Below are 21548 nucleotides of genomic sequence, written 5' to 3' on the forward strand. Positions count from 1 at the left end.
CCCGCCATGAACCGCCAGTCCTTCCGTATCGTCTTCAACCGCGCCCGCGGCCAGCTGATGGCCGTGCAGGAAAGCGCGGCTTGCACCCGCAAATCCGCCGGCGGCGAGGGTTGCCGCTCCCGCCGCCGCTCCGTGGCCGGCGGCCTGTTCCTGGCCCTGCTCACCTGGGGTCCGATCCACGCCCAGATCGTCGCCGACCCCGGCGCCCCGGGCGGCCAGCGGCCCACGGTGCTCAACACCGCCAGCGGCATTCCCCAGGTCAACATCCAGACGCCGTCTGCCGCCGGCGTCAGCCGCAACACCTACGGCCAGTTCGACGTGAACCGGCCCGGCGCCATCCTCAACAACAGCCGGGTCGGCACGCAAACCCAGATCGGCGGCTGGGTCCAGGGCAACCCCTGGCTGGCCGGCGGCAGCGCCCGGGTCATCCTCAACGAGGTCAATTCCAGCAATCCGAGCTACCTGCGCGGCCCGGTCGAGGTGGCCGGGCAGCGCGCCGAGGTCATCGTGGCCAACCCGGCCGGCATCCAGGTCGACGGCGCGGGTTTCATCAACGCCAGCCGGGTCACGCTCACCACCGGCACGCCGGTGATGAACGGCGGCAATCTCGAATCCTTCCGGGTCCGCCAGGGCACGGTGCAGATCGAAGGCCTGGGCCTGGACACCCGCACGGCGGACTACACCACCATCCTCAGCCGCGCGATGGAGGTCAACGCCGGCATCTGGGCGCAGAACCTGAAGGTGGCCGCCGGCGCGCACGACGCATCGGCCGACGGCAGCACCGTCACGCCGGCCGCCGGCACCGGCGAGCGCCCGCGCTTCGCCCTGGACGTGGCGGCCATCGGCGGCATGTACGCCGGCCACATCTGGCTGATCGGCACCGAGGCCGGGCTGGGCGTCAACAGCCGCGGCACCATCGCCGCGGACGGCCCGCTGATCGTGACGGCCGACGGCCAGCTCATCAACACCGGCACGCTGCGCTCGGGCGCCGACGCCGACATCGCCGCCCGCACGCTCGCCAACGCCGGCACCATCGCCGCCGCCGGCAGCCTGCGCACCAGCACCGAAGGCACGCTGGACAACCGCGGCGGCACCATGGAAGCCGCGCAGCTGCGCCTGGCCAGCAGCCAGGGCGATATCGACAACCGCGGCGGCACCCTGCGCCAGACCGGCCCGGCCGGCCTCTCGCTGGCGGCGCCGGTGCTGAGCAACACGGCCGGCGGTTTCATCGGCTACGAGCCGGTGGCCGCAGCCGCAGCAGTGTCCCCATCCGCCGCCGCCGGCGGCGCGACCGCCTCGCCCGCCGTGGCCGCGGGCGATGCGCCCGATGCCTCCACCAACCCGGCCGCCGCCGCTTCGTCCGGCGGCTCTGCCCCGCTGCCGGCCGGCAGCATCGCCGCCGCCACGGTCCTGCGCAACGACGGCGGCCACATCTACGCCGGCAGCCCCGTCACGCTGGCGACACCTTCGGTCGACAACAGCGGCGGCACCCTGCAGGCGCAGTCCCTCGCCGTCAGCGGTGCGGAATTCCGCAACGTCGGCGGCACCCTGGTGCTGAGCCAGGGTTTCCGGGCCGATGTCGGCCAGTTCGACAACAGCGGCGGTACCGTGCGCGCCGGCTCGCTGGCCATCGCTTCGGCGGGCGACATCCTCAACCGTGGCGGCGTCCTGCTGGCGCAGGACGGCGCGGCCGACCTGCAGGCAGGCCGCGCGCTGGACAACACCGAGGGCCGCATCGCCGCCCAGGGCGCGCTGGCCCTGCGCAGCGCCGCGGCCACCACCAACACCGACGGCATGCTGGCCGCCGGCGCCGCACTCAGCCTGACGGCCGGCAGTGTCTCCAACACCGGCGGCACCATCGCCTCCACGCAAGACTCGGCCAGCGTGAGCGCCGCCACGGTGCTGGACAACCGCACGGGCCGCATCGAGGCAGCCCGGGACCTCACCCTGCAGGCCACCAACCTGCACAACGGCGGCGTGCTGCGTGCCGACCACGACCTGCGCGCCGATGTCTCGGCCGCGTTCACCGACGACAGCCCGGGCAGCGTCAGCGCTGCCGGCAATCTGGACATCGCGGCCGCCAGCATCGCCACCGCCGGCACGCTGGCGGCCGGCGCCTTGGCCGACGGCAGCCTCGCCACCAGCGGCGAGCTTCGCGTGAAAGCCGCCGGCGCCATCGCCGCCACCGGCCGCAACCTGGCCGGCGGCAGCCTGCAGGTGGAAGGCGCCAGCCTCGACCTCTCGGGCAGCGTCACCGCCGCCCAGGCCATCGCGGCGCGCGCCACGCAAGGCGGCATCGACACCCGCCAGGCCGAAGTCGTCGCGGCCGGCACCCTGGCCCTGGAGGCCGAGGCGGAACTGCGCAACCAGGGCGGAACCCTGGCCGGCGGCCAGCTGCGGATCGCCGCCGGCGATTACCAGGGCGCGGGCGGCGCCGTGCTCGCGCAGGGAACACTGCAGGCCCAGGTACGCGGCGCCTTCGACAACGACCACGGCAGCATCGCGGCCGGCGGGCTGGATGTGGCCGCCGGCAGCCTCTCCAACCGCCAGGGCCGCATCGTGGAGAGCGCGCCGGAAGGCTCGCCCGCCGGCACCGCGGGCGCCATCCGCAGCGCGGCCGGCCTGGACAACCATGGCGGGCTGATCGCCGTCCAGTCGGAGCACTTCACCCTGCAGGCCGGCGGCGCGCTCGACAACAGCGAAGGCGTGATCCGCCACGCGAGCGCCGATCCGGCGGCGGTGCTGGCCTTGTCCGCATCGGCGCTCGACGGCAGCAGCGGCCAGATCCTGGCCGACGGCGCCCTCCATGCCCAGGTGGCCGGCGCCTGGACGCAGGACGGCGGCCTGAGCAGCGCCGCCGCCCTGCAGCTGGAGGCGGGGCAACTCTCCAACCGCGCCGGCCAGCTGCAGCAGACCGGCCAGGGCGATGCCCGCATCGCCGTCGCTGGCAGCCTGGACAACCGCCAGGGCGCCATCGCCAGCAACGGCCGGCTCGACCTATCCGCCGCCAGCCTGCTCAACGGCGCGGGCCGCGTCCAGACCGCCGCCGGCGCCGACCTGGCATTGAACGCCGCAGGCGCCGTGGACAACCGGGACGGCGGCCTCATCGCCGCCGGCGGCCAGGGCCGCCTGAGCGCGCAGAGCCTGGACAACCGCGGCGGCGCGCTCACCGCGCAGGGCGCATTGGCCGCCGACATCGCCGGCCTGCTCGACAACCGTGAGGGCCTCGTCGCCGCCAACGGCGATACCCGCCTCGCCGCCGGCACCCTCGTCAACGACAGTGGCACCCTGGCCAGCGTGGAGTCAGGACTGCAGCTCGGCGCACGCCAGGCCGCCAGCAACCAGTCCGGCCGCCTGCAGGCCGCCGGCACACTCGCCTTTGCAGGAGCGGCACTGGACAACCGCCAGGGCCAGTTGATCGCCGGCAGCATCGATATCGACACCGGCGCGGCCATGCTGGACAACCGCGGCGGCACCATCGCCACCACCGCGCCCGCAGGCGATCTGCGCATCGCCTCCGGCCCCCTGCAAAACGATGCCGGCCTCATCCAGTCCGCCGGCGACCTCGCCATCGACACCCACGGCCAGGCCCTGTCCAACCGCGATGCCGCGGCCCATGCCAACCCGGACGCTCCGGGCGGCATCACCGCCGCCGGCCGGCTCGACCTGCAGGCCGGCCCGCTCGACAACAGCGCCGGCCTGGTCGCCGCCGCCGGCCCGCTGCACATCGCCCTGGCCGCCGGTGCCGACGGCACCGCCCTGCGCAACGCCGCCGGCCGCATCCTCGGCCAGTCCGGCATCACCCTCCAGACCGCCTCCGGCATCCTGGACAACCGCGTCGGCCAGATCCAGACCGCCGCCGACCTGTCGCTGGACGCCCGCAACGGCAGCGTGGACAACAGCGCCGGCCTGCTGCGTGCCGGCGGCCGACTGGACATCGCCGCCGCCACCGTCGCCAACCGCACGAGCAAGGAGCAGGACCAGGGCATCGAAGCCCGCGACCTCGCCATCCGCACAACCGTTCTCGATAACACCCAGGGCGCCATCCGCAGTGAAAACGCCATCGACATCGCCGCCAGCCGCCTGCTCGACAACAGCGCCGGCCTGATCGTCGCGGGCGGGACCCTCACCATCGCCGACCCGCAAGCGGCTGCTGCGCCCGCTTCCGCCACCCTGCTGCTGCGCAACGGCGGCGGCCGGCTGCTCGCCGGCACCGACCTCGCCATCGCCGCCGCCACCATCGAAGCCAGCGGCCAGGCCCAGGCCGGCCGCGACATGCGTATCTCCACCACCCAGGACACGGTGCACGACGGCCAGTGGAGCGCCGCCCGCGACCTCGCCTGGACCACCCCCGCCGACCTGCTCAACCAGGGCCTGCTGCACGCCGGCCGCACGCTCGATGTGCAGGCCCGCAACCTCGGCAACGCCGCCGGCGCCGAACTGAGCGCCGAAGTCACCACCGCCCTGCACGCCGCCGGCACCCTGGCCAACCAGGGCCTGATCGACGGCAGTGCCACCCGCATCGACGTCGGCACCCTCGACAACACCGGCGCCGCACGCATCTACGGCGATGACATCAGCATCGCCGCCCAGCAGCTGCGCAACCTCGGCAGCTTCGGCGGCGCCGCTCCCACCATCGCCGCCCGCGAGCGCCTGGACATCGGCGCCGCCACCGTCCTCAACCAGGACGGCGCCCTGCTGCTGAGCCTGGGCGACACCGCCATCGGCGGCAGCCTCGACGCCAGCCGCCGCGCCGCCGGCAGCGCCGCCGACATCACCAACGCCAGCGCCACCATCGAAGCCCTGGGCTCCATCGCCCTGAGCAGCGCCAGCGTGCAGAACCTCGACCTGCACCTGCAGACCGCCCGCCAGACGGTCTCCACCGGCCACGAGCAGACCCTCGTCCCCGATGGCCAGACCGAGCGCTTTCCCGCCAGCGAATTCGTGGAGATCGACGGCTACATCCATCACAAGCTGCATCCGGAACTCTATGGCACCGTGAAGACGCTGGAAGACGCCATCCGCCCGGCCGCCTGCGGCGACTGCACCGAAAACTTCATCTTCGAACCCGCAGATTCCCGGCGCTTCGAAGAGCTCGGCGTCACCCCGCCGCCGAGCGGCATGGGGCCCCTGGACCAGAACGGCGAGATCAACAGCCCCTGGACCCAGCTGCAGGCCGCCATCGTCCGCCACAACGCCGTGGTCGCCGAGAACGACGCCTTGTCCGTCGGCTACTCCGGCTGGACCGTCTACGACACCGACAGCACGACCAGCCGCGACGTCCTCATCGCCAGTGCCCCGGCCCGCATCAGCGCCGGCGGCGACATCCGCATCGCCGGCGCGCTCACCAACCGCGACAGCCAGGTCATCGCCGGTGGCGCCATCACCACCGACCGCCCGCCGCAGAACCTGCAGACCACCGGCCAGCAGATTGAACACAGCGCGGGCACGGCCACGCACTGGCACCGCGTCACGCACACCTTCCAGGATGCCAACGCCCACACCGACGGCACGCAGCCCTACCAGCCGGCCGACACCGTCACCACCTATCCGCTCGCCACCGGGCTGGCGTACCAGCAGTACGCCACCGCCAGCGGTGCCGGCCATTCCGCGGGCAGCGCGCCCCAGCCGGTGGCGCCGGTTCCGGCCGATGTCGCCAGCGGCCGCGTGGCCGCGGTGGCCATGCTTGCGTCGCCGACGACAGCCAGCGTCGCGGCGTCGGCCGACCGGGGTGCCGACAGCGTCGACACCAAGCTCATCGACGACGCCTTCCACACCACGCAGCCAGCGCCGCCGCCCACGCCGGCCGCGCCCGCTCCTGCCCCCGCGCCGTCCGCCGCCGATGCGGCCTTCGTCCGTGTCGCCACCCCGCCGCGCACCCTGCCCAGCGCCAGCCTGTTCAGCATCGACCCGTCCAGCAGCGTCCCCACCCTCGTCCAGACCGATCCGCGCTTCACCGACCGCAACCAGTGGCTCAGCAGCGACTACATGCTCGCCGCCCTGGGCCAGGACCCGGCCCTGGCGCAGAAACGCCTGGGCCACGGCTTCTACGAACAGCAGCTTTTGCGCAAACAGGTCGCCCAGCTCACCGGCCGGCGCTTCCTCGGCGCCCTGATCGCCAATGCCGGCAACGCCACGCAGGTCCGCGCGGGCCAGGACCTGAACATCGGCATGGTCGCGGTCGGCGCCAGCGAAAGCGTGGCCTGGAACACGCAGAACCACCGCAGCGAGTCCGAGACGGCCGAGATCGGCTCCAGCATCGCCACCGTCAGCGGCATCACCTCGCTGCAGGCGGCGCAGGACATCAGCATCCGCCAGGGCCAGCTCGAAGGCGGCACCGGCCTGCTGGCCGTGCAGGCCGGCCGCGACATCGCCATCGCTGGCAGCCAGGTCGTCGCCGACAGCGCCACCCAGCTGACCGCCGGCCGCGACATCGTCATCAGCGCCCAGACCCAGACCAGCAGCGAAACCCACGACCGCGCGCAAACCAGGAGCGGCCTCATGGGCTCGGGCGGCATCGGCGTGACCGTGGGCCAGCGCGCCCAGAACGAATCCACCACCAGCACCGCCACCACCGCAGCCGCCAGCACTGTCGGCAGCATCAACGGCAACATCGCGATCACTGCCGGCAACCAGTACCGCCAGATCGGCAGCGATGTGGTCGCGCCCACCGGCGACATCGCCATCCAGGCCCGCGACGTGCAGATCGTCGAGGCCCGCGAGACGACGCAAACCCACAGCGAACAGCACCTGCGCCAGAGCGGCCTGACCCTGGCCGTCACCAGCCCCGTCATCGCCGCGCTGCAGAGCGCCGCCGCCACCGTAGAGGCAGTCGGCCAGACGCAAAGCGGCCGCATGCAGGCGCTCGGCGCCGCCAGCGCCGCCATGCAGGCCGGCACTGCTGCACAGGGCCTCGCGGCGATGGGCAATGCCGCCAATCCCGCAGACGCCGCGAAGGCCGGCAACGTCGGCATCAGCCTGAGCCTCGGCTCCAGCCAGAGCGACAGCAGCACCGACCAAACCAGTGACAGCGCCCGGGGCAGCACGGTGCAGGGCCGCAACGTCGCCATCAGCGCCACCGGCGCCGGCCACGGCAGCAACATCCTGATCCGCGGCAGCGACGTCAGCGCCAGCAGCAACGTATCCCTCGACGCCGACAACCGCATAGACATCCTCGCCGCGCAGGACACCGCCAGCCAGCACAGCAAGAACAGCAGCAGCTCCGCCAGCGTCGGCATCGCCCTCCAGGCCGGCAGCAGCGGCTCCGGCATCGGCTTCAATGCGGCCGCCAGCATGGCCCGGGGCCATGCCGACGGCGAGGACGTGATCCAGTCCAACAGCCACATCAGCGCCGGCAACCGCGTGGACATCCACAGCGGCGGCGATACCAACATCATCGGCGGCGTCATCAGCGCCAACCAGGTCGCGGCCGACATCGGCGGCAAGCTCACCATCCAGAGCCTGCAGGACACCAGCCGCTACGAATCCAGGCAACAAAGCGCCGGCGCCAGCGTGATGGTCGGTGCAGGCGGCGGCGGCAGCGCCAGTTTCAGCAACAGCAACAGCAAGTCCAACGCCGACTACGCCAGCGTCGCCGAGCAGAGCGGCATCCAGGCTGGTGCCGGCGGGTTCCAGGTCAACGTCAAGGGCAGCACCGATCTCGTCGGCGGCATCATTGCCAGCACCCAGGCAGCCGTGGACTCCGGGGTCAACCGCTTCGACACGCAGAGCCTCACCACCAGCGACATCCAGAACCACGCCGACTACAACGCCAGCGGCTTCAGCCTCTCGGGCAGCTACAGCCCGGGCGGCACCGGCAAGGCCAGCGACGGCAGCAAGCAGGGCGCCACGCCCAACTCAGCCGGCGGCATCAACGGCGCGGCCGCAGGCATCGGCAGCGCCAGCGGGCACGCCAGCAGCACGACCACCAGCGGGATCAGCGGTATTGCGGGCAACACCGAAGCACGCACGGGCGCCAGCAGCAACGGCCTCGTCAACAACTTCGATCCGGACAAGGTCGCCAAGGAGGTCGCGGCCCAGGTGCACATCACCAGCACCTTCGGCCAGCAAGCAGCCAAAGCCGTCGGTGACTATGCCGACGCCAAATACAAAGAACTCAAGGACACAGACCCTGCCGAGGCCGCCAAGTGGGCCGAGGGCGGTGCCTATCGAGTCGCCGCCCACGCGCTCGCCGCAGGCCTCACCGGTGGCATACAAGGGGCTATTGGGAGCGCCGCCAGTCAACTCGCCATCGACGCGGTTGCCCAGCAGATCGCTCAGACCGATCTACCCACCGGCGTCAAGAACGCCCTGGTCGCTGCGGCCGGCACCGCCATCGGAGCAGCAGCCGGCGGCGCAGCAGGCGCAGCCGGAGGCTTCAACGCCACCACCAACAACTACCTGACCACCGCCGACCTGGCGAAGCACGACCCGGTCAAGGAGCGTCAGGCTCGCAGCCTGGAGAACAACGCCGCGGCCGAAGACGCCTGCCTCACCGGCAACGCCACGACCTGCGGCGGGGCGCTGGCCAAGGTTGCGGCCGACATCACCGACTTGAAGGACTATCAGACGCAGTTGGAACTGCAGGCCCAGCAGACAAGCGATCCGGCTGCGGCGGCTCAGCTGAATGCCCAGATCAGCGAAGTCAACAGCCAGATTGAGTCGGCGAGGAACGTCGCCCGGGTGGGGCTCATGGCGCTGGATGGAGGGAACTTCGATCTTTCTACCCTCACGCCGGACGAGCGCATGGCGATTGGGTTTGCGCTCGATCCAGTAGAGGGCGTGGGAAGACGCACCGCTCTAGATCGGTCAAATTTTGAGATGGTGAACATTCTCAAAATAACATTAGACCCTAAGATTGCGGGCCAGATGGAAGCGCGTGGGTGGGATTTGATCGACATTCATGCCGAGATCGGTCGCGGTGCAGTCGGTACTACGATGGATAACCGTTCCGCCGCGAAAACAGCCGACGGACAAGGACGAAATGATTCTGCGTCGGTATACGGATCAAAAAACGGTTATATCGTTGTCAACGATCGGACGGGCGAGATAGTGCAGTTAAGTAATAGAAATGATCCAAAATGGATTCCCGACAGTCGCATAATATGGAAATAATTTATGAAAATCGATGACCAAAAAATATATGAAGACGGCGAAGATTTTTTTGAATTAAATGGAAATGCTGTTATGAAGTTATCGCCCGAAGCCGCGCTTTCGGTTTGTAAGATTGCCACATTCCGCCGTGTGTCAATTGGCCGAATTGAGGGAGGTATTTTTAATGCCTCTGGTTTCGAGGCTCGTGGCGATTGTGTCTGGGACAGCAAAGTGGCGGTCATTTTTGATTCGCCTGGGGAAAACAACGAGCTTGCGGCAAAATTTATCCTCGAAGAGAAATTTGTGCACAACGCTTTTATATTGACAGTCTAAAATTTGGGGTAATTCCAATCGTATGACGGAATGTCATCCGGCAATGCGGCAGCATCCGCCATGGCAGGAGGCATCGCTTTCAGGTCGATAGCAAAAAAGTCGGTATAGGCGTTCGTCGGCAGAGTATCAACAACTCCGTCAGCATCAGCTGCAGCAGATCCCGCGCGCCGCGAGGATGCGGTGTACAGGGAATCGATTCAGCCCCGCACTCAGCCAGCAGCTATGAGGCCTTTTGGGAGATTGGCCTGCAAGGCGGGTGCAAAACAGTCGTGTTCCATATAAACGAGCATGAGCCATCACGGTGTCAGCAGGCGAGCTTTGCACCCGCCCGCTCGGATTGAAGGAAGCAGCGAGACCCCTCAGACCACGACCGCCTCATTCAGCGCCGGATAGTCCGTATACCCAGCCGCCCCCCCGTTATCCCCATAGAAGGTATTGGCATCCCAAGCATTCAAGGCCGCCCCCGCCTTGAACCGCGCCGGCAGATCCGGATTGGCGATGAACAGCTTCCCCCAAGCAACCGCATCCGCCTCGCCCGCCTCCAGCAGCTTCTCCCCGGTAGCCTGGTCCAGCCCTTCGTTGGCGATATAGACGCCGCCGAAAGCCGCCTTCAGCTGCGGCCCCAGGCGCGGCGCGGCCTGCGATTCGCGTGCGGCGATGAAGGCGATCTTGCGGCGGCCCAGTTCGCGCGCCACGTAGCCGAAGGTCGCGGCCCGGTCGGAATCGCCCATGTCGTGCGAATCCGCGCGCGGCGCCAGGTGCATGCCCACGCGGTCGGCGCCCCACACCGAGATGGCGGCGTCGGTCGCCTCCAGCAGCAGGCGGGCGCGGTTCTCGATGCTGCCGCCGTAGGCGTCGGTGCGGCGGTTGGTGCTGTCCTGCAGGAACTGGTCCAGCAGGTAGCCGTTGGCGCCGTGCAGCTGCACGCCGTCGAAACCGGCGCTTTTGGCGTTCTGGGCGCCGACACGGTAGGCCTCGACGACGCCGGCGATTTCCTCCAGCGCCAGCGCGCGCGGCTCCACGTAATCCTGCTGCGGCCGGATCAGGCTCACATGGCCCTTGGGCCGGATCGCGCTGGGCGCCACTGGCTTCTGGCCGTCCAGGTAGTCGGGGCTGGAGATGCGGCCCACATGCCAGAGCTGCATCACGATCAGCCCGCCGGCGGCATGCACCGCCTGGGTCACCAGCTTCCAGCCTTCGACCTGCTCGTCGGACCAGATGCCCGGCGTGTTCGGATAACCCACGCCCATGGGCGTGACCGAGGTGGCCTCGGTCAGGATCATGCCGGCCGAGGCGCGCTGGGCGTAGTACTCGGCCATCAGCCGGTTGGGCACGCGGCCGCCGCCGGTGGCGCGGGTGCGTGTCAGCGGAGCCATCACGATGCGGTTGCGGAGCGACAGTGCGCCTGCCTGCAGGGGGGTGAAAAGAGTGGTCATGGGTGCGACGGTATGGGTGGAAACACGGAGTGGCCGCACCTTATCGGCCGTGCCATCCGTGCGCTGCGCGGCATGGAATATCCCCATGGGATCGGGCCTTTGGCGGCCCGGCCCCGGGCCCGGAAGCGGTTTCGTGGCAGGCAGCGGGGGCGGTGCTAGAGTGCGCCGACCTGTTTTCCTGCGACTTCCGATCCCCGCATGACCGTGCCCGATCCCTGTCCCTGCGGCCGCACCGACGCCCGCCGCAAAACCCTGTCCTATGCCGCCTGCTGCGGCCGCTGGCTGGAGCATTTCGACACCGCGCCCGCGCCGGATGCCGAAGCCCTCATGCGTTCACGCTACAGCGCCTTCGTGCTGGAGCGCGAGGCCTATCTGCTGGCCACCTGGCATGCGGATTTCCGGCCCGCATCCTTGTCCTTCGACCCGGGTACCCGCTGGCTCGGGCTGGAGGTGCGCAGCTTCCAGGCCATCGATGCCGACCATGCGGAGGTGAGCTTCGTGGCCCGCCAGCGCGATGCCGGCGGCCGGGCGCACCGGCTGGAGGAGAACAGCCGTTTCGTGCGCGAGTTGGGGCGCTGGTATTACCGGGATGGCGACCTGGGGCCGGGCCATCCCAAGGCGGCTCAGAGGTAGGTGGGGCGCCGGCCGTAGAGCACATCGGCCGAGACGGAGACACGCACCAGCCGGTCCGGCACCGTCTTCTCGATCGCGAATCCCGGCAGCGCCGTATCCCGCCGCAGCGGCTGCATCAGCGCCTCGCCGCGCCGGTTGATCACCACCGCCACCTTGGGCGTGCGCGCCGTCTCGCCCACATGGGTGACCACGGCCGTCTCGCCATTCGTCAGCAGCACGAAGCAGCCGGGCGGATAGATGCCCAGTTCGCGGATCAGGATGCTGGCGAAGGGATCGTTGCGGCTCTGCAGGAACAGCTCGCGCGCCGCCTGGTGCGCCGGCAGCGGGCCACGCCCGGTGCGCGGGCTGTGCTTGGCGGTGAAGATGTCCACCAGCCGCAGCAGCTGCGACATCTCGCTCGGCCCCTGGATCTTGTTGGGGTAGCCGGTGCCGCCCTGGGCCTCGTGGTGCTGCTCCACCGCCTGCAGCCATTCGGCGTCGTGCAGGCCGGCGGCGCGCAGCATGCGGGCGCTGACCAGGGGATGCTGCTCGATCTCGGCGCGTTCGGCCTCGGTCGGCGGCACGCCTTCGGAGGCCAGCCGGCCCTGCAGTTCGAGGATGGACATGTTCATCGTCAGCGCCGCGCCCACCAGGCTCACGCAGCGGGTGCCGCTCCAGCCGATGCGCTGGGCCAGCACCGCGCACAGGGCGGCGCAGTGCAGGGCATGGGCCACGCCATAGTTGGACAGGCGGGTGTGGTCGTGCCGCAGGATCAGGTAGATCAACTCGTCCGAATGCTCCTGCGCCGTCGACACGACCATGGCCAGCGTCTGCCGCAGCCGCGCCAGGAACAGGCCGTCGCCGGGCGCGCGCAGCAGGCCGCCCAGGCGGGCTTCGAGTGTCAGCCAGCGGTCGGGCAGGGTGTCTTCCTGGTTGTCGTATTCCTCTTCGCTGCCGGGCAGTCCGGGGATGGCGGTGTCCACGAAAGCGCCGCGCGCCTGCAGGGCATCGGCCATGCCGATGTCCAGCACCACCTGGCCGCGCGCCAGCAGCAGCTCGCCGCTGGCGGTGCGCACATCCCAGGGCAGGGCGGCGCCGGCGACGACCTGCAGTCGTACTTCGTCGAAAGGGATGAGTTGCATGCGGACGGACCTCGAAGGGCGGCGCCGCGCACTGGCGGGCCGAAACGGAATATCGGGGAAATCTTAGGGCCTGGCGCTGCGCGGGAAAACCGCCAACTGGCGGGTATTGGCCGGCCATTTCCGGGCACTGCTGCGCGCAGGGCGACAATCCTCTCATGCCTGACACCCGCGACACCTCCTCCTCCATGCCCTTCGATGCCGTGCTGTTCGACTGCGACGGCGTGCTGGTCGATTCCGAACCCATCACCGGCGCCGTGCTGCGCGACATGCTCGAAGAGCGCGGCTGGAAACTCAGCCACGAAGATGTGATGCGCATCTTCGTCGGCAAGGCCGTGAAGGACGAAAGCGCGCTGATCGAGGCGCAGACCGGAAAGCCGCTCACGCCCGAATGGTTCGCCGAGTTCTGGCAGCGCCGCAATGCGCGCCTGTCGGCCGAGCTGCTGCCCATTCCCGGCGCGCCGGAGGCCGTGCGCCGCATCTTCGCGGCCTACAACGGCCGCATCGCCTGCGCCTCCGGCGCCGACCGCGGCAAGATCGAACTGCAGCTGCGCAAGATCGGCATCTACGACTGCTTCGAAGGCCGCTACTTCAGCGGCCACGACCAGCCGCGCAGCAAGCCCTATCCCGATGTCTACCTGGCCGCCGCCAAGGCGCTGGGCGTGGACCCCAAGCGCTGCGCGGTGGTGGAGGACACGGTCACCGGCGCCACCGCCGGCGTGGCCGCGGGCGCGACCGTGTTCGGCTACAACCCGGGCGGCCTGGGCCACAGCGGCACGGCCGACCTGCTGGCGGTGGGGGTGCACCGGGTGGCGTCGAGCATGGAAGAGATCGCCGACTGGCTGACCTGAACGGCGGGCGGGCCGGCAAGCGGCGCGCGCCTCATGCCGGCCGGGCCAGCGCCGCCAGCTTCTGCTCGAAAAAGCGTTCGTACTCGCGCACCACCTCGGCGTTCTCGTACAGCACGCCGATGCGTTCGGCGATGGCGGCGCGCATGGCGCGGCTGAACTCCGCGTCCGTGGCCAGGCGCAGGGCGATGCGCACATAGTCGTCCGCGTCCCGCGCGATCAGCTCGTGCAGTCCCATGAAGCGGTACATCCCGGCGGTGTGCATGCCCCGGTAGAAGGCGCCCGGCAGGGTGACCACCGGCGCATGCGCGGCCCAGGCTTCCAGCGTGGTGTTGAAGCCGTTGAAGTGCGGCGTGTCCAGCACCGCGTCGCAGAGCTGTTCCAGGTTCATCAGGTCCGGCATCGCCAGGCCCGGCAGGCAGGTGATGCGGTCCACCAGCCGGCCCATGCGGCCTTCCAGGCGGCGCAGCAGCACGGTGCTCCAGTGGGCCACCGGGGAGCGGGTCAGCAGGATGCGGGCCCGCGGATCGGTGCGCAGGATCTGCTCCAGGATCAGGTCGAAATCCGGGTGCAGCTTGAAGACGTACTGCGGGCAGATGAAGACATGCTCGTCGTCGCGCAGTCCGTAGTCCGCACGCTGCTTGAGGCGCTCGGGCAGGCGCGGGCGGTAGTAGTAGCTGAAATGCGGCACCCCACGCAGCAGGTGCAGCTGCTCGCTGTAGTGCGAGGCGGCGTCGGGCGGCTCCAGCTCGTCCACCGAGATCCACCAGTCCACGGTGGGGATGCCGGTGGTGTCGGGATGGCCGGCATGGGTGCACTGCAGCGGCGCCAGGCGGGCGTGGGCCAGCATGGACTGGTAGGGGTTCATGCCGATGTCGACGTAGAAGATCGCGTCGAAGCGGGCCTGTTCCAGGGTCTGTCGGTCGCGCTGCAGGTCGCCCTGGAGGTCGATCACACGGTCCGCCGCGGCGCGCATGGCGTGCGCCATGTCATCGCTGCGCCGCGGCGGCAGGCAGACGAGCACCACCTCGAAACGGCTGCGGTCGAGCTGGTCGACGATGCCGCGGGTGGTGCGCCCGATGCTGTGTGTGTAGAAGAGCGAGGAGGCGATCGCCAGCCGGATCCTGGCGCCCGGGCCGGCGTAGCCGGCCACCCAGGGCGCCGTGTAGTCCAGCTGCGGCATCGACTTGCGCGCCAGCAGCGCGCCCTTGCGCTGCAGTTCGCGGTCGTCGCGGCCGTGGTAGGCCAGGTAGAAGAAGCCGGGCGAGAACAGCGGCGGCAGGGTTTCGCTGCGGGCCAGGTAGTCGTCCAGCGTGGCTTCGAGCTTGCCGCGCAGCGTTTCGATCTGCTGCAGCGAGTCGGGCAGGCAGGGGAAGGCCAGCTCGATGCGTGCCTGCAGCGCGGGCGAGGGGTGATCCTGGTGGAGCGCCTCCAGATCGGCCAGGCCTTGCGCGAACTCGCCCATTTCGCAGCGGCAGTCCGCCAGCCGTTCCTGGGCGAGGCGGTGGCCCGGCACCATCTGCAGCAGGCGCTGGTACACCTCGCAGGCGGCCTCCAGGTGTTTGTGGGCCTGGTGCAGCGTGCCCAGGCGCAGCAGCGGCTCGGCCTGGCCCGGCATCGCGGATTCGGCGCTGGCGTAGGCGGCGGCCGCCTCCGCATGGCGCTGGTGTTTCTCGTGGATGGCGCCGAGCCGCAGCCATTGGGTGCCGGCGGCGGCGCCTTGCTGCATCGCCCGGCGCAGCGCATCGGTCAGCGGCGAGGGTTCGGGCATGGCGGCCAGCAGGCCCAACAGGTTGTCCAGCGCCTGCGCATGCCCGGGGGACAGTTCGAGCGCCCGCAGGTAGGCCGCGGCGGCCTCGCTCCAGTGCTGGCTGCCCTGGCCCTGCAGGGTCAGGCCGAAGTGGTTGTGGAAGTCGGCCTGGTGCGGATCCAGCGCGATGGCCATGGCCACCTGCTGCATGCCCTCCTGCGAGCGGCCCTGCTGATGCAGCGCATAACCCAGCAGGTTGTAGGCGTCGGCCGGCGGCGAGGGGGCCTTAAGCAGATGGCGGTACAGGCGTTCGGCCAGGCCGAGCTGGCCGCGCCGGTGCAGTTCGGCGGCCACCACCAGCATGTCGCGGGATGGGTCCGGCAGCGCCGGCGTGCCCTCCGCCAGGCAGGCCTGGAAGATCTCCGCGGCGAGCTCGGACGCGCCTTCGCGATGCAGGTGCACGGCAACGCCGATGAAGGTCTGGTGCTGGCTTTCCAAGAGGGCGCTCATCTCGTTGGGGAGTAGCCGGCCATTATTGCCCCGGGGGCTCGCGTCGCGCCCGGCCGCTTTGCCGCGGTGGGGGATCGGGTCTAGAATCCGCCCCGCTCCGGGGTGCATGGAACGACATGCTGAGACGGCAATACCTTTTGCCAAACCCGCGAACTTGAACCGGCTAGTACCGGCGTAAGAAGAGCTGCAGTTCCCTGGCCCCCTGGGCGGATCCTCCTTCATGGAGCGCATCCGTCCGGCGCGGGCCGGTCCGAACGATTTGCGGAGCACCCATCGTCCCCACGACCAGGAGTGCTTCCATGAATGCCCCGCACGAATTCGCCGAACTGCTTGCGCTGACCCGCGAGCCCTTCCCCGCCTCCCGCAAGGGCCGCATCGCAGGCAGCCGCGCCGACATCCAGGTGCCGGTGCGCGACGTGGCCCTGACCAGCGGCGAGACCGTCTCGCTCTACGACACCTCCGGCCCCTACACCGATCCCGCGGCCCGCATCGACGTGCGCCAGGGCCTGGCCGATGTGCGCGGCCCCTGGATCGCCGAACGCGCCGACACCGAGAGCTATGCCGGCCGCCTGGCCCGCATCCTGGACGACGGCGGCACCCACGAAGGCCGCGACCAGGCCCGCATCGAGCAGCTGCGCGCCGAGGCCGCCGCCCTGCAGCGCACGCCGCGCCGCGCGAAGTCCGGCGGCAACGTCACCCAGATGCACTACGCCCGGCGCGGCATCGTCACGCCCGAGATGGAATACGTGGCCCTGCGCGAGAACGGCCGGCGCGAATGGATGGCCGAATACGCGGCCGACACCGAACGCGCCCGGCGCGTGGCCGGCAACCCGATGGGCGCGCAGATCCCGCGCATCATCACGCCGGAATTCGTGCGCGACGAGGTGGCCCGCGGCCGCGCCATCATCCCGGCCAACATCAACCATCCCGAGGTCGAGCCGATGGCCATCGGCCGCAACTTCCGGGTCAAGATCAACGCCAACATCGGCAACTCGGCCGTCACCTCCAGCATCGAGGAAGAAGTGGAGAAACTGGTCTGGTCCATCCGCTGGGGCGCCGACAACGTGATGGACCTCTCCACCGGCCGCAACATCCACACCACCCGCGACTGGATCGTGCGCAACAGCCCGGTGCCCATCGGCACCGTGCCCATCTACCAGGCGCTGGAGAAGGTGGGCGGCGTGGCCGAGGACCTGACCTGGGAGCTCTACCGCGACACGCTGATCGAGCAGGCCGAGCAGGGCGTGGACTACTTCACCATCCACGCCGGCCTGCGCCTGCCCTTCATCCACCTGACCGCGAAGCGCATGACCGGCATCGTCTCGCGCGGCGGATCCATCATGGCCAAGTGGTGCATCGCCCATCACAAGGAGAGCTTCCTCTACACCCACTTCGAGGACATCTGCGACATCATGAAGCAGTACGACGTGAGCTTCTCGCTCGGCGACGGATTGCGGCCGGGCTCGGGCGCCGATGCCAACGACGAGGCCCAGTTCGCCGAGCTGCGCACCCTGGGCGAGCTGACGCAGGTGGCCTGGAAGCACGATGTGCAGACCATGATCGAAGGCCCCGGCCATGTGCCCATGCACATGATCCAGGCCAATATGGACGAGCAGCTGCGGCTCTGCCACGAAGCCCCGTTCTACACGCTGGGGCCGCTGACCATCGACATCGCGCCCGGCTACGACCATATCGCCTCGGCCATCGGCGCGGCCATGATCGGCTGGGCCGGCACGGCCATGCTCTGCTACGTCACGCCCAAGGAGCACCTGGGCCTGCCCGACCGCGACGACGTGAAGCAGGGCATCATCGCCTACAAGATCGCCGCGCATGCGGCCGACGTGGCCAAGGGCCATCCGGGCGCGCGCTACCGCGACGACGCGCTCAGCAAGGCCCGCTTCGAATTCCGCTGGCAGGACCAGTTCAACCTGGGCCTGGACCCGGATACCGCCCGTGAATTCCACGACGAGACCCTGCCCAAGGACAGCAGCAAGTCGGCCCATTTCTGTTCCATGTGCGGCCCCAAGTTCTGCTCGATGAAGATCTCCCAGGAGGTGCGCGAGTTCGCCGCCGAACGCGGCCTGGCCGACGAGCAGGCGCTGAGCGAGGGCATGGCCGAGAAGTCGGCCGAATTCCGCGCGGCCGGCGGCGAGTTCTACATCCCGATCCGGCAGGCCTGAAGATGGCCCGCATCGCGATCGCCGGCGCCGGCCTGCTGGGCCGGCTGCTGGCCTGGCAGCTGGGGCATGCGGGGCACGAGGTGGCGGTGTTCGATCCGGCGCCCGGGCCGGAGCCCACCTACGACGGCCACGGCGCGGCGGCCTTCAGCGCGGCCGGCATGCTGAGCCCCACGGCCGAACTCGACCGGGCCGATGCGGCCATCGCCGCACTCGGCTGGCGCTCCATCCCGCTGTGGCGCGACATCGTCGAAGGCCTGGGCGCTCCCGGCCTCTTGAAGCAGCGCGGCAGCCTGCTGCTGGCCCACCGTGCCGACCGGGCCAGCGCCCAGCGTGTGCTGGCCCGGCTGCAGGGCGCCCGCCCGGCACCGCAGGCCCTGGGCGCCGAAGCCCTGGCCACGCTGGAGCCGGCGCTGCACGGCGCGGCCAGCGCCTGGCTGCTGCCGCAGGAGGCGCAGATCGATCCGCCCGCCACGCTCTGCCTGCTGCAGCGCCGCGCCGCCGCCTCGGTGGACTGGCACTGGCGTTCGCCCGTCGCTGCCCTGTCGGCCGGACGGCTGCAGGCCGGCGGCCGGACGCTGCATGTCGACTGGGTGTTCGACACCCGCGGCCTGGGCGCCCGCTCGGGCAAGGCGGAGGACGGTGGCTTCGCCACGCTGCGCGGCGTGCGCGGCGAGACCGTCTGGCTGCAGGCGCCCGCCCATGGCCTGACGCGGCCGGTGCGCCTGCTGCATCCGCGCCATGCGGTCTACCTGCTGCCGCGCGGCGCGGACCGGGTCTTCGTCGGCGCCAGCGAGATCGAGTCCGAGGACCGCTCGCCCGTCTCCCTGCGCAGCTCCGTCGAGCTGATGGCCGCCGCCCACAGCGTGATGCCGGCCCTGGCCGAGGCACGCATCGAAAGGCTGGACCGCAACCTGCGCCCGGCCTGGCCCGACCACCAGCCCGGCACCGAGGTGAGCGAGGGCCTGGTGCGCATCAACGGCCTGTTCCGCCACGGCTGGCTGATGGCGCCAGCCCTGGTGCAGGACGCGCTGGCCCGGGCCGGACTGAAGGAGGCGTTGCATGCCTGAGATCGCCATCGAACTCGCCGGCCGCCCGCACCGGGTGCCCGAAGGCAGCAGCCTGGCCGATCTGCTGGCCGCGCTCGGCCATGCGCCGCAGGCCTGCGCCACCGCGCTCAACGGCGACTTCGTGCGCCGCGAACAACGCCATGCCACCCGGCTCGCCGAAGGCGACCGGGTGGTGCTCGTCCAACCCATCGTCGGTGGCTGAACCATGAACCCATCCTCCTGCCTGCCCGCCGATACCTGGCGGGTCGGCGACACCCTGCTGCGCAGCCGTTTCCTGCTGGGCACGGCCGGTTATCCCTCGCCGGCGGAGCTGGCCCAGGCCATCGCCGCCGCGCGGCCGGCTGCCGTCACCGTCGGCCTGCGGCGCGGCCTGGCCGGCGGCGGCGACGACAACGGCTTCGTCGCCACCGTGCATGCCGCGGCCCGCGCCGCCGGCGCGCAGCTGCTGCCCAACACCGCCGGCTGCCGCACCGCCCGCGAGGCCGTCGTGCTGGCGCAGATGGCGCGCGAGCTCTACGGCACCGACTGGATCAAGCTCGAAGTGGTCGGCGACGAACACACGCTGCAGCCCGATCCGGTGGAGCTGGTGGCGGCGGCGCGCGAACTGGCGCGTGATGGTTTCACCGTCTGGCCCTACTGCACCGACGACCTGGTCACCGCGCGCCGCCTGCTCGATGCCGGTTGCCCGCTGCTGATGCCCTGGGGCGCGCCCATCGGCTCCGGCCAGGGCCTGCTCAATCCCTTCGCGCTGCGCACGCTGCGCGAGCGCCTGCCCGACACCGTCCTGATCGTGGATGCCGGCATCGGCGCGCCCTCGCATGCGGCGCAGGCCCTGGAGATGGGCTTCGACGCGGTGCTGCTCAACTCGGCCGTGGCCCATGCGGCGCGCCCGGCCGCCATGGCGCAGGCCTTCCGCCTGGCCATCGAGGCAGGGCGCACTGCCTGGGGCGCGGGCGTGATCGCCCGGCAGGACTTCGCCGTGGCCAGCACGCCGGTGGGCGGCGAGGCCTTCCTGATCGGCGCGCCATGAGCGGCCTGGCCATTGTCTGGACCATCGCCGGCACCGACAGCGGCGGCGGCGCCGGCATCGCCGCCGATCAGCGCGCGGCCGATGCCTGCGGCGTGCACCTGTGCACCGCGGTGGCGGCGGTCACCGCGCAGAACTCGCAGGGCGTGCGGCGCATAGACGTGCTGCCGCCCGCCACCCTGGCCGCCCAGCTCGCCACGCTGGAACACGACCTGCCGCCCGCCGCCATCAAGACCGGCCTGCTCGGCGGCCCGCAGCAGGTGGCCCTCGTGGCCGAATGGATCGACCGGCTGCGCCAGCGCGCGCCGGTGGCGCTGGTGGTCGACCCGGTGCTCTCGGCCAGCACCGGCGCGGACTTCGCCGATGACGCCACGCTGGCCGCCTACCGCGCCCTGCTGCTGCCGCGCGCCACGCTGATCACCCCCAACCGCCGCGAGGCCGCCCGGCTGGCCGGCCTGCCGGAAGCCAGCGCCGCGCCGCTGCTGGCCGCCGCCCTGCGCTCGCGCGGCGCGCACAGCGTGTGTGTGACCGGCGGCGACGACACCCGTGCCGACGGCCTGGCCCTGGACTGGATGGACACCCCGCAGGCCGCCGGCTGGCTGGCCCTGCCGCGCCTGGACACGCCGCACCACCACGGCACCGGCTGCACCTTCGCCAGCGCCGCGGCGGCCGCGATGGCGCAGGGCTTCGTCGCCGCCGATGCCCTGGTGCTGGCCAAGATGGCGACCGCCCAGGCCTTGCGCCACGGCAGCGCCGCGGGGCAGGGCGCCGGACCGGTGCGGGCGCGCGCCGGCTTCGCGACGGATGCCTCGCTCATGCCGCAGATGTCGTGGAGCGCCGAGCCCTGCTTCGCCCCTTTCTCGTCGCCCGCCGCATGGCCCGCGCTGGGCCTCTACGCCATCGTCGACAGCGCCGGGCGGGTGGCCCGGGTGCTGGAAGCCGGCGTGCGCACGGTGCAGCTGCGCATCAAGACACCGCCCGGCCCCGACCCGGCCTGGCGCGCCCAGGTGCGCCAGCAGATCGCCGAAGCCGTCGCCCGCTGCCGCGAACACGGCGCGATGCTCTTCGTCAACGACCACCATGCCCTGGCCGCCGAACTGGGCGCTTCCGGCCTGCACCTGGGCCAGGAAGACCTGCTGGCGCTGGACGACGGGCAGCGCCTGGCCCTGCGCGCCGACGGCGCACCGGCGCTCGGCATCAGCTCGCACAGCCTGTGGGAGCTGGCGCGCGCCCGCTCGCTGGCGCCGCGCTACATCGCCTGCGGCCCGGTCTGGCCGACGCTCACCAAGCAGATGCCCTGGCGCGCGCAGGGGCTGGACAACCTGGCCTGGTGGGTGGCCATGGCCGGCGCGCCTGTGGTGGCCATCGGCGGCATCCTGGAGCCGGCACAGGCCGAGGCGGCGGCCGCGCGCGGCGCCGATGGCGTCTGCGTGGTGCGCGGCCTGGGCGATGCGCCTTCGGCCACGGTCCCCGCTTTCCTGCAGGCGCTGCGGCGCGGTGCCGGGGCCGCACGGCCGCCGCTGCCGCCAGGGCCGCGGCCCAGCCTCTGAAGC

Annotated in this window: 12 protein-coding genes and 1 riboswitch; of the genes, 9 read left to right on the forward strand and 3 right to left on the reverse strand. The window is 70.9% G+C overall.

The window, feature by feature from the left end; genetic code table 11:
• Positions 1-6 precede the first annotated feature (6 nt).
• Both GT347_RS27855 and GT347_RS15665 read left to right on the forward strand, forming a co-directional pair.
• Positions 7-9114 (forward strand): two-partner secretion domain-containing protein, encoded by a 9108-nt coding sequence (locus tag GT347_RS27855; protein WP_160553071.1) that lies wholly within the window; start codon positions 7-9, stop codon positions 9112-9114.
• A gap of 3 nt (positions 9115-9117) precedes the next feature.
• Entirely contained in the window at positions 9118-9426 is a 309-nt protein-coding gene (locus tag GT347_RS15665) for a colicin immunity protein (RefSeq protein WP_160553072.1), read from the forward strand.
• 359 nt (positions 9427-9785) lie between these two features.
• Here the strand turns inward: GT347_RS15665 and GT347_RS15670 are convergent, their stop codons facing one another.
• Positions 9786-10862, reverse strand: coding sequence for an alkene reductase (locus GT347_RS15670; RefSeq protein ID WP_160553073.1), 1077 nt, complete (start codon positions 10860-10862; stop codon positions 9786-9788).
• 198 nt (positions 10863-11060) lie between these two features.
• Between GT347_RS15670 and GT347_RS15675 the strand changes: the two genes are divergently transcribed.
• Positions 11061-11495: a YchJ family protein gene (locus GT347_RS15675; protein WP_160553075.1), complete on the forward strand. Its 435-nt coding sequence runs from the start codon at positions 11061-11063 to the stop codon at positions 11493-11495.
• On the opposite strand, the gene GT347_RS15680 is transcribed toward GT347_RS15675, so the two are convergent.
• On the reverse strand, positions 11486-12616 hold the full coding sequence (locus GT347_RS15680; RefSeq protein ID WP_160553076.1) for an HD-GYP domain-containing protein: 1131 nt from the start codon (positions 12614-12616) through the stop codon (positions 11486-11488). The genes GT347_RS15675 and GT347_RS15680 overlap by 10 nt on opposite strands.
• Positions 12617-12771: 155 nt before the next feature.
• Here GT347_RS15680 and GT347_RS15685 point away from each other — a divergent pair, with 155 nt between their 5' ends.
• A complete protein-coding gene (locus GT347_RS15685) occupies positions 12772-13464 on the forward strand; it encodes an HAD family hydrolase (RefSeq protein ID WP_229722332.1) in 693 nt (230 codons plus the stop codon).
• A 31-nt stretch (positions 13465-13495) separates the two neighbouring features.
• On the opposite strand, the gene GT347_RS15690 is transcribed toward GT347_RS15685, so the two are convergent.
• The gene (locus GT347_RS15690; RefSeq protein WP_160553078.1) at positions 13496-15721 is read right to left on the reverse strand and encodes an O-linked N-acetylglucosamine transferase family protein; all 2226 of its coding nucleotides are present in this window, start codon (positions 15719-15721) and stop codon (positions 13496-13498) included.
• 88 nt (positions 15722-15809) lie between these two features.
• Positions 15810-15919: riboswitch (TPP riboswitch) on the forward strand.
• A gap of 101 nt (positions 15920-16020) precedes the next feature.
• On the opposite strand from GT347_RS15690, the gene thiC reads away from it, so the two are divergent.
• Genes thiC through thiD form a run of 5 tightly spaced genes read left to right on the forward strand, consistent with a single transcriptional unit; the run spans position 16021 to position 21545 of the window.
• Positions 16021-17901, forward strand: coding sequence for a phosphomethylpyrimidine synthase ThiC (gene thiC / locus GT347_RS15695; RefSeq protein WP_160553079.1), 1881 nt, complete (start codon positions 16021-16023; stop codon positions 17899-17901).
• A gap of 2 nt (positions 17902-17903) precedes the next feature.
• Positions 17904-18968, forward strand: a complete 1065-nt coding sequence (locus tag GT347_RS15700) for an FAD-dependent oxidoreductase (RefSeq protein ID WP_160553081.1) — start codon at positions 17904-17906, stop codon at positions 18966-18968.
• Complete coding sequence (gene thiS, locus GT347_RS15705; protein ID WP_195812353.1) at positions 18961-19170, forward strand: sulfur carrier protein ThiS; 210 nt, start codon at positions 18961-18963, stop codon at positions 19168-19170. Before GT347_RS15700 ends, thiS begins: the two co-directional genes overlap by 8 nt.
• Before the next feature lie 3 nt (positions 19171-19173).
• A complete protein-coding gene (locus tag GT347_RS15710; protein WP_160553082.1) occupies positions 19174-19998 on the forward strand; it encodes a thiazole synthase in 825 nt (274 codons plus the stop codon).
• The gene (gene thiD, locus GT347_RS15715) at positions 19995-21545 is read left to right on the forward strand and encodes a bifunctional hydroxymethylpyrimidine kinase/phosphomethylpyrimidine kinase (protein WP_160553084.1); all 1551 of its coding nucleotides are present in this window, start codon (positions 19995-19997) and stop codon (positions 21543-21545) included. Before GT347_RS15710 ends, thiD begins: the two co-directional genes overlap by 4 nt.
• Positions 21546-21548 lie beyond the last annotated feature (3 nt).

The organism is Xylophilus rhododendri (assembly GCF_009906855.1).
GTDB lineage: Bacteria > Pseudomonadota > Gammaproteobacteria > Burkholderiales > Burkholderiaceae_C > Xylophilus > Xylophilus rhododendri.

Bases quoted from the DNA above. Each gene is read 5' to 3' on its own strand.
- GT347_RS15690 (WP_160553078.1), bottom strand. From the start codon at position 15,721: ATGAGCGCCCTCTTGGAAAGCCAGCACCAGACCTTCATCGGCGTTGCC.
- GT347_RS15680 (WP_160553076.1), bottom strand. From the start codon at position 12,616: ATGCAACTCATCCCTTTCGACGAAGTACGACTGCAGGTCGTCGCCGGC.
- GT347_RS15710 (WP_160553082.1), top strand. From the start codon at position 19,174: ATGAACCCATCCTCCTGCCTGCCCGCCGATACCTGGCGGGTCGGCGAC.
- GT347_RS15675 (WP_160553075.1), top strand. From the start codon at position 11,061: ATGACCGTGCCCGATCCCTGTCCCTGCGGCCGCACCGACGCCCGCCGC.
- GT347_RS15700 (WP_160553081.1), top strand. From the start codon at position 17,904: ATGGCCCGCATCGCGATCGCCGGCGCCGGCCTGCTGGGCCGGCTGCTG.
- thiS (WP_195812353.1), top strand. From the start codon at position 18,961: ATGCCTGAGATCGCCATCGAACTCGCCGGCCGCCCGCACCGGGTGCCC.
- GT347_RS15665 (WP_160553072.1), top strand. From the start codon at position 9,118: ATGAAAATCGATGACCAAAAAATATATGAAGACGGCGAAGATTTTTTT.
- GT347_RS27855 (WP_160553071.1), top strand. From the start codon at position 7: ATGAACCGCCAGTCCTTCCGTATCGTCTTCAACCGCGCCCGCGGCCAG.
- thiD (WP_160553084.1), top strand. From the start codon at position 19,995: ATGAGCGGCCTGGCCATTGTCTGGACCATCGCCGGCACCGACAGCGGC.
- GT347_RS15670 (WP_160553073.1), bottom strand. From the start codon at position 10,862: ATGACCACTCTTTTCACCCCCCTGCAGGCAGGCGCACTGTCGCTCCGC.
- GT347_RS15685 (WP_229722332.1), top strand. From the start codon at position 12,772: ATGCCTGACACCCGCGACACCTCCTCCTCCATGCCCTTCGATGCCGTG.
- thiC (WP_160553079.1), top strand. From the start codon at position 16,021: ATGAATGCCCCGCACGAATTCGCCGAACTGCTTGCGCTGACCCGCGAG.